The sequence below is a fragment of the Lysinibacillus sp. NPDC097868 genome, assembly GCF_044761135.1.
In the GTDB taxonomy this organism is placed as follows: Bacteria; Bacillota; Bacilli; order Bacillales_A; family Planococcaceae; genus Lysinibacillus.
On record NZ_JBIWBS010000002.1, the window covers coordinates 283770 to 296410 of the forward strand.

Annotated in this window: 12 protein-coding genes; 6 read left to right on the top strand and 6 right to left on the bottom strand. The window is 34.1% G+C overall.

Features of this window, described 5'->3' with window-relative positions; genetic code table 11:
* Positions 1 to 14: 14 nt before the first annotated feature.
* The 4 genes from ACIQXJ_RS16220 to ACIQXJ_RS16235 all read right to left on the bottom strand — a co-directional run bounded on the left by ACIQXJ_RS16220 (position 15) and on the right by ACIQXJ_RS16235 (position 3989).
* Positions 15 to 221, bottom strand: a complete 207-nt coding sequence (locus ACIQXJ_RS16220) for a DUF3311 domain-containing protein (protein WP_403055100.1) — start codon at positions 219 to 221, stop codon at positions 15 to 17.
* A 482-nt stretch (positions 222 to 703) separates the two neighbouring features.
* Positions 704 to 2365, bottom strand: coding sequence for an amidohydrolase (locus ACIQXJ_RS16225; RefSeq protein ID WP_403055098.1), 1662 nt, complete (start codon positions 2363 to 2365; stop codon positions 704 to 706).
* A gap of 10 nt (positions 2366 to 2375) precedes the next feature.
* Positions 2376 to 2606 carry a hypothetical protein gene (locus ACIQXJ_RS16230; protein WP_403055096.1) on the bottom strand — a complete coding sequence of 77 codons (231 nt, stop codon included), beginning with the start codon at positions 2604 to 2606 and terminating at the stop codon, positions 2376 to 2378.
* A gap of 438 nt (positions 2607 to 3044) precedes the next feature.
* Positions 3045 to 3989, bottom strand: a complete 945-nt coding sequence (locus ACIQXJ_RS16235) for an urea transporter (RefSeq protein WP_403055094.1) — start codon at positions 3987 to 3989, stop codon at positions 3045 to 3047.
* Positions 3990 to 4483: 494 nt separating this feature from the next.
* Here ACIQXJ_RS16235 and ACIQXJ_RS16240 point away from each other — a divergent pair, with 494 nt between their 5' ends.
* On the top strand, positions 4484 to 5332 hold the full coding sequence (locus ACIQXJ_RS16240) for an MBL fold metallo-hydrolase (RefSeq protein WP_403055092.1): 849 nt from the start codon (positions 4484 to 4486) through the stop codon (positions 5330 to 5332).
* 495 nt (positions 5333 to 5827) lie between these two features.
* Here ACIQXJ_RS16240 and ACIQXJ_RS16245 read toward each other — a convergent pair whose 3' ends face one another.
* Positions 5828 to 7006 carry a NupC/NupG family nucleoside CNT transporter gene (locus tag ACIQXJ_RS16245; RefSeq protein WP_340822632.1) on the bottom strand — a complete coding sequence of 393 codons (1179 nt, stop codon included), beginning with the start codon at positions 7004 to 7006 and terminating at the stop codon, positions 5828 to 5830.
* 387 nt (positions 7007 to 7393) lie between these two features.
* Between ACIQXJ_RS16245 and ACIQXJ_RS16250 the strand changes: the two genes are divergently transcribed.
* The 3 genes from ACIQXJ_RS16250 (at position 7394) to ACIQXJ_RS16260 (ending at position 9935) form a co-directional block, all read left to right on the top strand.
* On the top strand, positions 7394 to 8101 hold the full coding sequence (locus ACIQXJ_RS16250) for a DNA alkylation repair protein (RefSeq protein ID WP_403055090.1): 708 nt from the start codon (positions 7394 to 7396) through the stop codon (positions 8099 to 8101).
* A gap of 101 nt (positions 8102 to 8202) precedes the next feature.
* A complete protein-coding gene (locus ACIQXJ_RS16255) occupies positions 8203 to 8664 on the top strand; it encodes a GNAT family N-acetyltransferase (RefSeq protein ID WP_403055088.1) in 462 nt (153 codons plus the stop codon).
* Between the two features lie 401 nt (positions 8665 to 9065).
* Positions 9066 to 9935 carry a M23 family metallopeptidase gene (locus tag ACIQXJ_RS16260; protein WP_403055086.1) on the top strand — a complete coding sequence of 290 codons (870 nt, stop codon included), beginning with the start codon at positions 9066 to 9068 and terminating at the stop codon, positions 9933 to 9935.
* Positions 9936 to 10008: 73 nt separating this feature from the next.
* Here ACIQXJ_RS16260 and ACIQXJ_RS16265 read toward each other — a convergent pair whose 3' ends face one another.
* A complete protein-coding gene (locus ACIQXJ_RS16265; protein ID WP_403055084.1) occupies positions 10009 to 10380 on the bottom strand; it encodes a hypothetical protein in 372 nt (123 codons plus the stop codon).
* Positions 10381 to 11079: 699 nt separating this feature from the next.
* Between ACIQXJ_RS16265 and ACIQXJ_RS16270 the strand changes: the two genes are divergently transcribed.
* Positions 11080 to 11316, top strand: a complete 237-nt coding sequence (locus ACIQXJ_RS16270) for a hypothetical protein (RefSeq protein ID WP_403055082.1) — start codon at positions 11080 to 11082, stop codon at positions 11314 to 11316.
* Between the two features lie 305 nt (positions 11317 to 11621).
* Positions 11622 to 12641 (top strand): hypothetical protein, encoded by a 1020-nt coding sequence (locus tag ACIQXJ_RS16275; RefSeq protein ID WP_403055080.1) that lies wholly within the window; start codon positions 11622 to 11624, stop codon positions 12639 to 12641.

Consider the following 12641-nt stretch of genomic DNA (forward strand, 5'->3'; position numbering starts at 1 on the left):
CACCTTGTCATTTATTAATCATAATTTTTTTTATCGAAGAAAAACCAAGAACAAGAAATACAAATAGATGTCAGTATGAACCATAAGAACATCCAAAAATAAAGAATTGGAAAACCTAAAATAAAATGTTCGGAGTAACGAAAATAAATTAACCCAGCAATTACACTAACAACAGGTAAAACAAGACCAATAAAGACATTAAAAAATGTTTTTGCGGACATAGAATAACTCCTTTCTAAATAGTAAATAAATTTAACTTATCATGACGTACGGACCAGTTGAATTAAATTCATCTACAATTCCATGGTTTATTTTGGAATAGTATATAAATTTAAAATATAGTTGTCAACATAATAATAGTGTTTAAGTAGAAAAAAATGATTTAAAAGAGAATTATTGTTTGGTATTTTAATTTTTTTATAGGTATTTCCACTTAAAGATGAATCGGAAAGAGAGGATATTAGGACTCTAAAATAAGTCTGAAATAATAAGTCTAAATATTCTGATATTAAAATAAAAATTAGTCGAAGCCGTTCCTGAGGATAGGGTAGCTTCTTAAACGGAAAGCAAAGCTTTACTAAAGTTTGTTCACAGGAACAGGATAGAGGCTTAATTTTTGTAATATTCGGAAAACTACTGACAGGTGGGGATCGTCAGTAGTTTGTCTAACATATATAAATAGTTACTATTGGGGAAATAGTAATTATTTTAACTTTGATAAAGCTAACTCTTTATTTTCAAATACAATTTCGCCATTAATTATCGTAGATAAAATGTTGATATCCTTAATGGTCATAGGATCAACTGCTGTTGGATCCTTATCTAAAATTGCAAAATCAGCGAATTTTCCTATTTCAATACTACCTAAATCTTGTTCGTCGAAGTTCAATTGAGCTCCGTAAATTGTCATTGATTTTAATGCGGTTTCAACATCAATTTTTTGTTCTTCTCCTAGTACATGTCCTCCACTCGTCACACGATTAACCGCTGCCCATATTGAGAAGAGCGGGGAAATCGGAGTAACTGGACAATCCGAATGTAATGTATACAACAAACCTAAGTCATCTGCTTCTTTCAAAGGATTCATCCTTTCTGCTCTTTCAGGCCCTAAAAAGATGTTTTTATGGCGGTCGCCCCAGTAATAAACATGATTAATAAAAAATGAAGCAGCAATATTGTAGTCTTTCATTAATTTCAAATCTTCTGGTGTAGCAGTTTGCACATGTTCAATTCGATGACGGTGGTCACTCCTTGGATAAGTTTCAAGTGCATGTTGATAGGCTTCAAGGATAGAACCGATTGCACGATCTCCATTCCCGTGTGTGGCAATTCTAAAGCCACGATTATGGAAATTTAATACGTAATCGTTCAAAGTTTGTTGTGGAAAAATAAGGTCCCCATATAAATTTGAATCATTATAATAGGGTTGACGTAATGCTCCAGTAAGCCCCTGAATCGAGCCGTCTTGAAATAGCTTCACACTATCTAATTTAGCCATGCCATTAGAGTCTTCTAATATTTTCTGATTTAGTTGATTTGCATCATAATTTTCAAAAAAGCCACCTTCCAATAACACATTATACATAAACATTAATCGCATTCTCATGGGATGTACTCTTATTACATCTATATGAATATCGTATTCTGAATGCCCTACCGCTGCATCAGTATTAGTAGTAATCCCTTGCGCAACATAATCTTGAGCAGCGACGCGAATTAATTCTATAAATTCTTCTTTTAAAGGGGCTGGGATATAATCGTAAACAAAGCTCATTGCTGCATGTTCATATAAAACCCCATTTAAATTATTCGATGCATCTCGTCCAAAATGCCCTCCTTCTGGGTCTTTCACAGAAGCATCTATTTTCGCTAGTTCCAGTACTTTGGAGTTGACAACAGCAATATGATTTGAAATATGGAGGACAATAATAGGTCGATCTGTACTTACTTTATCTAAGTCTTCTTTAGTAGGGTGTCGGTTCTCGGTAAGCATTGTATCATCATAGCCAAAGCCTAAAATCCAACTACTGTCATTTTGTTTCTGATGAAACGCCTCTAAATTGTAGATGATATCTGAAATACTTTTATTTCGCGGAGATGAACAATCAACTTGTGCCTTATTTAACGCATATACAAATAGATGGTTATGAGTATCGATGAAACCAGGGATTAACGTTGCACCATTTAAATCGAGTTCTTTAGAATGTATTTCGAGAGCTAACGAATCCTCTGCTTTATTAAAATCAGCTTTAGACCAAATTCCTACAATTCTTCCCCTATAAGAAGCTAAAACATTAGCACGTGTACTTTGAGCATCTAAAGTGATAATATTTGCATTTCTTATTAGTAAATCAACCTTTATCATATAATTCCTCCTAAAAGTAATTTAATTTAACAAAAATTAAAAGAAGCAATGGTATTGACAATAAAGAAAAAATTGTTGAAATTACTGTTATAATTGCACCTAATTTATCGTTCGCATTATATTTACTAAATAAAATAGATGACAATGTTAGAGCAGGCATTGTAGCTTGAATTAATAAAGTTTGAGCTATTACATGATCGACAGTAACAAACCTTATAATGATGAATGCTACAACCAGCAATCCAAGAAGTTTAACGACAGTAGGAATAATGGATTAACTTTTATGTGCTGTAAACTTATTGTGATGTACGTACCAGTTAAGTTAGATTAATTTACCTTTTGATGGTTTAATTTGGAACAGTATATAAATTTAAAATACGATTGTCAACATAAAAATAGTTTAAAAGAGAATTATTTTAACTTAAAGAGAATTATTTAGCGTTTTCACAGATAGTAGTTTGATTTATTTCCTAGTATATAATTTTTTTATAGCTATTATTACTGGTGAGTTGTGAATGAATTTATTGGGGTTGTGATGGAGAGGATGAGTCAAAGGGTAATAGAAATACAAAGTACGCAAAACGACCAGTATTTATGTAAGATGTTTTTTATTGGTAGTTATCACGTACTTAGGAAATCTTGAAACAATTTAAATTCTTCACCTTAAGAATTCATTTATTTACAAATTAGGAATTACCTTTCTAGCACCTAAGAAAAGCCAAGTACTAAGGACAAATGGCATCGTTAGAACAGGGAGGCCATATGGTAAAAGCCAAGTACTAAAACTAGCAGTAAGCGGTATGGTTACACATGTCGCTAGAATGCCTGAAATAATTCTAAAACGATTAGATTTGGTACTAAATACAGTAGAGACTGCCATACATGTTAATATCGCATTGTAGCCGTAAAGACCGCCTATTATTAAAGCGTGTTCTCCTCCAAGTCCATATGATAAGACTAAAGCGACGACACTCCCTATCACAGCATTTAAACCAAGTTTCCAACTAGCCCAAAATATAGCGCTATAAAGAAGTACACCTGATAAAGGATGATTCAAAAAAAAGATCTGCTCAATATTATTCAAAAAACCTACAGTCCAATTTAACTCACCTGCAATATTGAGTTGCCAGTACGATAAACTTTGGGGTACTAAAGATTCACTTAAGTGGAATACGTTTAGTTTGTAAGAAGCTAAAAGGATAAACCATGTTAGGATGATAAAAGGAAAAGTAAGGATTGGCAAGTCTATATTTTTCAAAAAATGCATCATTGTTGCGGTAAAGATCGCTGCAATCATTGCTCCTAATAGAGCGATGCCCCATCTAGAAGTTCCAGTTAAAAATAATGAAATGGACAAACCTGCTAAGACAGAATTATATCCAAATAGACCGGACCTAACACTATTTTCTTGCGCACCTCCTATTTTTCCGATTAGTGTGCCAACAATAGAAGATAAAAGTGAAATGATGCCCAATTTATAAGAATAAATAGTAATTGCTAATAAAATAATAAAGCCGGAAATGGCATTTTCAATAAAAATGACTTGAGAAAATCCCATGAGTGAAGCCAGTATAACGGAAGTAAATTCTCCTTTTGAAGTATAATTATTAATATTTTTCAACATACAATCACTCCTTCAAAAATCATTGTATTTGAAATTAAACCTACGTTAAGTGGAAAATAGTGGTTAATTTAAATACTAAATATGGTAATTATATAAATAAAAAGGTATAAAATGCAATTTAAAACCTCGACAACCTAATTCATCATTTATAAAGTAATAAAAGATGGAATGAAAATATAATTTCACTCCATCTTTTTAATTGGTGACTAGTGCAGAAACTTTCACATCGACATCGTATTGAAACTTGAATAATTGTAAATGAAGTAACTCTAAGGTTAATATTTTCGTCAGTACCATCTCGTAGTTTAAATTTAAGCACTATTTTCCCTTTACTTTTTAGTTCCAAACCTTTTATATCATTTAAGTCCCCATATTATCCACCCAAGTAGGATAAAGCGCCAGGCAATTGCTTCTTATTTCACAAAAAAAACTTCTAAAGAGTAAATTATTACTTTTTGAATTAAACTATGATAAATGAAAGGAGATAATTTATTATGCACTCAATTAACAAAATAGGTGAACGTTTTTGGTATATCACGCCAATATCAGAAACTGATCGTCCCATTCTAGGAATGGTAGTAGGCGATAACAAGACATTAATGATCGATGCAGGTAACTCGGAAGATCATGTACAATATTTTCAGGAAGAACTTTTAAAAATGGGGGTCCCTAATGCTGAAATAGTAGTTCTAACACATTGGCATTGGGATCATATTTTTGGCCTATCAGCACTACGTAATATTGTTTCCATCGCTTCCATCGCAACAAAAAAAGAAATGGAGAAATTAATTCCGTTCTCATGGTCTGATGAAGCAATCGATGAGCGAGTAAAAGAGGGAATTGAAATTGAATTTTGCGCTAGAGCCATTAAAGAAGAATTCAAAGCTCACCGAGATATTAAGATTGTTTTACCAGATGTGACGTTTGAAAGACGAGTAGAAATGGACTTAGGTGGGGTAACTTGTATCATTCAACATGTTGGAGGGGACCATGCTTCTGATTCAGTAGTTGTCTATATTAAAGAAGAAAAGATTCTTTTCCTTGCTGACTGTATTTATCCTAATCTTTACGCTGTAAAAGAAAATTATACAATTCAGGAAACGCTGCGCTTGTTGGATGAATTAGAGCAATTTGATGCGGATACATATATCCCTTCACATCAACAGCCAATTTCTAAAGAAGAGTTTAATCAAGAAGTAGCGAAACTTCGAACAATCGCCAACTTTACAGCGCGTTTCGGCGGAGACCAGAAAAACATTATTAAGGAATATGAAAAACACGTACAAAGAGAACTGACAGAAGACGAAATCGAAACAATCTCGAACTTTGTAAATGGATATTAAATTAAAATAAAAATACTGCCGTTGATTTCCGTTACGGGCGGACGCTTTCCGCGGGCACAGCGTAAGCCGCAACCCTCGCTAACGCGCGGTTTGTTGCGTCTTACGTGCCGTGCGTTCCCGCAGGAGTCGCCGCCCTCCACTCCAATCAACTTAATAGGCAATGAAAACAGTCTACTTTTAATAAAAAATTTGTGGTCATGGGATAAAAAGGTTTAGTCAAAATAAATATAAAAGACTTCTGCCGTTGATTTCCGTTACGGGCGGACGCTTTCCGCGGGCACAGCGTAAGCCGCAACCCTCGCTAACGCGCGGTTAGTTGCGTCTTACGTGCTGTGCGTTCCCGCAGGAGTCGCCGCCCTCCATTCCAATCAACTAGTAAAATTGTTTGAGTGCCTGGCACCGATGATAAAAAAGACAAAAGGCATTAAGAATGACTTCTTAATGCCTTTTGTCGACGCGCTGAGGAAGTGGTGCACGCCGCTTCCTTTTTCTTTTTTATAAAATTAAGCTAACAATGATACCTGATAGAACGCTTACAAGTGTAGCACCAAATAATAATTTTAATCCAAAGCGTGCGACTACATTCCCTTGCTTTTCATTTAGACTTTTTACAGCCCCGACAATGATACCAATTGATGAGAAGTTGGCAAAGGAAACGAGGAAGACAGAAAGAATACCCATTGTACGTTCACTAAAGTGATGATCGCCCCCAGATAAATCCAACATCGCCACAAATTCATTCGTTACCAGTTTAGTCGCCATAATTGATCCAGCACTAACTGCTTCTGAGAAAGGAATCCCCATGATGAAGGCAACTGGTGCAAAGATATAACCTAGAATACTTTGGAACGAAATGCCGAATAATAGCTCAAACACACTATTGAATCCAGCCATCAATGCGATGAACCCAATTAACATAGCACCGACGATAATGGCAACTTTAAAACCATCAAGAATATACTCGCCGAGCATTTCAAAAAAGGATTGCTTTTCATGCTCGATTTCTAATATATCCTCGTTAGGGTCAATTTGGTACGGATTCATAATTGTAGCGATAATAAAACCGCCAAATAAATTTAAAACTAATGCCGTAACAATATATTTTGGTTCGAGCATCGTCATATAAGCACCAACGATGGACATAGATACAGTCGACATTGCCGACGCACATAGAGTATATAAACGTTGTTTTGAAAGTAGGCCGAGCTGTTTTTTTAATGTAATGAAAACCTCTGATTGACCGACCATCAATGAAGCAACAGCATTATAAGATTCAAGTTTTCCCATTCCGTTTACTTTACTTAATACCCATCCAATTCCCTTCATAATGAATGGTAGGATTTTTAAATGCTGTAGGATTCCAATTAATGCAGAAATAAATATAATTGGTAGCAACACTGTTAAAAAGAATGGAGCTTCTCCTTCGTTCGCCAAGCCGCCAAAGACAAAGGAAACACCTTCTCCTGCATATTCGAGCAACTTGTTAAAAACAGTAGCTATGCCCTTGATTATGATTAATCCAAATTCTGTATTTAATAATAACAATGACAATAGAATTTGAATAATAATCATTGTGATAATTGGTTTAAATTTTATCTCTTTTCGATTGGAACTTGCCAACCAAGCCAAAAATAACACAATGAGAATACCTAAAATTGAAATAATGTATTGCATATGTAACCTCCTGATGAATTAAATCATGATGTGTTAGCTTTTAATAAAATTACCTTTCGCATAGAAACTTCTTTTATTTTGATTGTAGTTATAATGTGTATATTGCCCAATTTAATAAAAAGAAACCGTACGTATTTAATTTTAATTAAGCTTTACTGAATAATGGTAACTAAGTGATATTAATAGAAAGTTGATAAAAAAGCAAAAAAAATGATTATAGGAGAATTTCTGGTGGGTATTAGGAAATAAAAGGTGAAAAAAGTCACTTATTAACATGCAAACATTAAAAAATAGCTTAGCTGACAAATGATACTTTGATATAGGATAATGGTGATATATTCGAGATTGCAAAAATATTAAAATGCTAAAACGAAGGGAGTGCAAATAATGAATTTTGAAATAGTAATGCAGGAGCTTGAAGCGCTAGGGAAGGAACGGACTAAAAAAATATACATGTCTAATGGTGCACATGAGCCGCTTTTTGGAGTGGCAACAGGTGCAATGAAGCTTATAGCGAAGAAAATAAAGATTAATCAACCTTTAGCGGAAGAGCTTTATGCTTCCGGGAACTATGATGCAATGTATTTTGCTGGCATTATTGCCGATCCAAAAGCAATGGCGGAATCTGATTTTGATCGTTGGATGGATACGGCATATTTTTATATGTTGTCTGATTATGTGGTAGCTGTTACTTTAGCGGAAGCGGATATTGCACAACAAGTTGCTGATAAATGGATTGCTAGTGGGGAAGAGCTGAGAATGTCTGCGGGCTGGAGTTGCTACTGCTGGCTTTTAGGAAATCGAAAAGATGTTGAATTTTCCGAAGACAAGATTGCTACGATGCTTGAAACTGTGAAAAACACAATTCATAATTCGCCTGAACGAACAAAATCTGCTATGAATAACTTCCTAAACACGGTAGGCGTTTCGTATTTACCACTGCACGACATGGCACTTGCAACTGCCAAAACGGTTGGTCCAGTAGAACTTAAAAAGGACAATAAAAAAAGTAGCTTCCTTCACGCCTATGAAAGTATTCAAAAGGAAATGGATAAAGGAAGAATTGGCTTTAAACGCAAATATGTTAGATGTTAAAAGTCGCCAAATTGACCTAGTGAGACTACCATCGACCCTTGTATTTCAAGTTTTTTTTTACTGCCACAGTTAGACATTACTCATAAAGGGGGAGGACTTTAATGCAACATAAAATCAGCATCATGCCATACAGCCCTGAATTTTCTGAGCAAACAGTTGCAATGTGGCGAGATAGTAAGGAACAGGCAATTGGTCAGAAAGAAATGCATAGCGTTGAAAATCACATTTATTTTTTAAATCATATATTACCTGAACAGTTTCAAATAGATTTAGCGTTTATAGAGGAAACTGTTGTTGGCATGATTGCCTATAATGATAGTGAAATAAGCCAACTGTATATTCGTAACGATTACCAGGGGCGCGGTATAGGCCAAACATTATTAAATAAAGCGAAAGTCCAATCAAGTGGGAGATTAACATTATACACATTTGAAGTAAACGAAAAGGCACAACGTTTCTATGAAAAGCATGGATTTAAGGTTATCGGTAGAGGTCATGAAAATGAAGAGAATTTACCTGATATTCAATATGAATGGATACGTCAAAATGATAACGCCTACTAATGATTTCCGCTGCGGGCGGGCGCTTTCAGCGGGCACACCGTAAATCACAACCGTCGCTGTTGCGCCGCCTGTTTCGTCTTACGTTTTGTGCTGTTCCCACAGGAGTCGTCGCCCTCCGCTCCAATCAACTGAACTAGACGGTTAGAGAGACTTTATTTTATGACCATCAAAAGAAATGGAAGTGACAACTACTCACTCATTTATTTTGAAGCTACTTTTGTTTATCTTGCCATATATCTAACTCCTTTACTGTTTTGTACAACGTAAAGGAGTTTTTTTCGTAAACTATCAACCTCTACATACATTTTTTAAGTAACTGTTATAAGTGACTCAACTTGAAACTTATTACAGAAACAATCGTATAATTATAATAGTAAGATTTTGTAAAGGGGATGTTTCATATGCGAAGTAGTTCAATTAAACAAGTAACACCTCAAAATTTCGGAATGCTTTTTTTACAAGAGAGATTTGAAGAGATTTATAAGCAATGTAATGAAGAATTTAAAAAAATGGTTTCTATTGAGCAATTTAATGAGCTAGCGAAGTCTTTTAACTCGAATGTTAAAAACTATGAATTAATCAGTGAAATTACAATAAACAACGTAAATCAATATATTTGGTTAGATGATCAGCAAGAAAAAGCTATAAACGTGATGATAGATTCAAACAATATGATACATTGGTTATTATTAAAACCTTTTTTGATCTTTCCGGAAAGTGATAAAAATTATACGCAAAATACATATATTATGCCTGTTAATGATGAGTGGTATGTATTTTGGGGAGGGGTAAATGAATTTGTCAATTACCATTATGCTTACGAAACACAAAGGTATGCTTATGATTTAGTTATTATGAAGAACGGAGCAACATTTAAAAATTCTGCAATACTTAATGAAAACTACTTCGCTTTTAATAAAGAAGTGATTGCACCAGCAGATGGTGAAGTAGTCAAGGTAATTGATCATCTAACCGATAATGTTCCAGGCGAAATGAATGAATTAGAACCAGCAGGAAATCTAATCATTATCAAGCATAGAAATCATGAATATAGCATGGTGGCCCATTTAAAAAATAACGCTAGCCTTGTACAAGAAGGGGATACTGTTAAGCAAGGAGATGTGATAGCACTTTGCGGAAATTCAGGAAATTCCTCAGAGCCACATATACATTTTCAAGTGATGGACTCACAAGACTATATGAATTGTAAATCTATACGCATCCGTTTTACAGAAGATAAAGAACCAATTCAAGGTGACTTTATAAAATAATCCATTCCCTAACCCAATGACTGCAACAAAAAACCGATGAGCGATTTCCCGTTCATCGGTTCTTTGTTGTCCGTTAAATACTTTGAATTAATTCACTATATTTTAGTGAAAGCAGGTTAAGCGAGTAGTTTTTAATTTTATCAGTTGCGATAATTCCTGTTAGGATACACTCAATCATGTCTTTATATTGATGAATCAAATGTATTTCGTTCATAAACTTTTTATCGAGCGTTATTCCTTCTTTAATAGTTTTCAATACTACTTGTTGCTCCTCGTATAAATAAACTAATTCGAATTTTGAATTATATATTAATGTAGTAATTTCGGGGAAAATTTTATCGTCGTTTAAACGCTCTAGAATGCTATCAACCGATTTTACTCCTTCTATTGATTGCAAATGTGAAAATGTTTCACGCAGTTTATCTTCTAAAAAATCAGTACTCAATTGAATATCTCCTCCTATTTTGTTATATATCCATTTTTTATAAGCTAATTAATAATTTTGTGATTATTGTATCATACGACAGTAGTAATAATTATTAAAATACTTACTGTTTTTTGAATTAATCGGGATACTTTTATTTTAAATAAATTATTAATGGTAGTAAATACTATATAGATAAAAAAATAAATATAGTCTATAATGACTAATTATATCCATTTTATTGAAAAAAGGAGTCAGCTCTATGCCACCAGTGATCTCAATAAATACATAGCTTTGGAAGGTTCACTAGCAGCTTCTCAGCAACAACTTTCATCTTTACAAGAAATAAGCGCCGTCGCAAAATTTGAGCAATCAAGCAATGGACTTACATACAATTGTTGGTCACTTTAAAATCTAAAGAATACAAAAAGACGAACAGCTTTAGGTGCTGTTCGTCTTTTTTAGCTAATGCAGTTGATTTACATTGCGTGCGGACCCTTTCCGCTCAACACAACGTAAGCTGTACCCTCGCTACTACCGATTTGTTAAATCTAACATTCCACTTTAGCCATTCACATCTTATTAAATAATTTTCAGTAGGAAATAAAAATAGTAAAATATATAAAAGAATTTTCACAACATTTTATGGAGGTGCAGAGTAGGAATTATGTTACGGTAGAAATAATTGATGCTGTGGGGTTAAATCCAAGAGAAAGAAAAATGTTGCAAAATACTGTGTTAAATTTTGTTGCGATGAGCAATGCCTTAATTTTGAAAGAAGATGTAGTGCTCAATCCATTACAGGAGGGCAACGAAAATATTGGCATTGTCATGGTTTATGCAAAACCATTAGATGAAGAACAAGGTGAAGCCATCACACAAGCTTTGTCCAATCGATTTACCACGTATTTTAAAATGAGCGAGTTAGATTTGGAAGCTCATATTAGTGTTCATTGAGTAAACAATGGTTAATCAAGAATATGAACCAACCTCGAGTAGGGACACTTTACTAGTGTGACTATTTGGGGTTTTTTTGTTCAATTAGAGTAAATCTGTTAATAGGAGTAAAAAATATAGCATCTCTACTTTTACATCTGTCCACAATATGAATCTGCTTATGTGTTAAACATTTTATTATGCTACTTCTTATGTTTAAGTATAAAAGGTTATAAAAAATATAAAAAAGGGGTTAAAAGGTCATTATATGTCCAACCGATTGTGGTATAAATGAATTATAAAATATTAGAAAGTGGGTAATTTACATGCCATTACCATTAATACCATTAATCGTAGCAGGAGCAGCGGCGGCCTCTGCTGCAGTAGCGGGGAAAAAAGGATATGATTCTTATCAAAATATGCAAGAAACAAAAGAGTTAGCGCAATCTTTAGAATCACAATATAAAAGAGCGTATAAAAATTTTGAAGCAGGTCGTGATGAAACAAATGATGCTTTTGAGAATTATGGTCTTTTGAAATTAGATATTCTGGATGGTTCAATGAAGTGTTTTGTAGATACTTTTAAGCAAATTAAAAATGTGAATTTCAAAGGTGAAGCAGTTACTGATAATTTTGTTTCAAATAGTGACATTAATGAATTTGTAATTAACATTGAAAAACAAGTTCTGAAAGCAGGACAGGTAATGACAGCTGGTATTGCCTCATTGGCAGGTGGTGGATTAGCAGCTATGGGCGCAGTTGGTGCTACGACTACATTTGCTGCTGCATCGACAGGTACAGCAATCGCTTCATTAAGCGGTATAGCAGCTCAAAATGCTACGTTAGCGTTTTTAGGTGGCGGAGCACTAAGTGCTGGTGGACTGGGTATTGCTGGTGGAACAATGGTTTTAGGAGGCATTGCTTTAGCTCCTGCGTTAGCCATTGGAAGTCTCATTTTTGCATCTTCCACAGAGAAAAAATTAGAAGAAATGTATGCGAAAAAAGCTGAAGTAAATGCAGAAGTTGAGAAATTATATTCTGCAGCAAATGTAATGGCACAAATTAAAACAACAACAAAGAACATGCATAGCTTAGCAGATAGTACTAATAAATTTTTCCTGGAGAATATAGATAAGATGAAAGCTGTTATTCAACAAAAAGGAAAAGATTTCAGTTGCTATTCTACTGAAGAACAAAAAATTATTCACAACAATTATAAATTAGCAATTATTATGCGTGATATTTTGAATACCACAATTTTAGATGAAAACGGTCAATTAACGCCAAACCTACAGTCTGTAATTACAGCTGAAAAACGAAAAATTTCTGCTATTAAGGGCTACTAA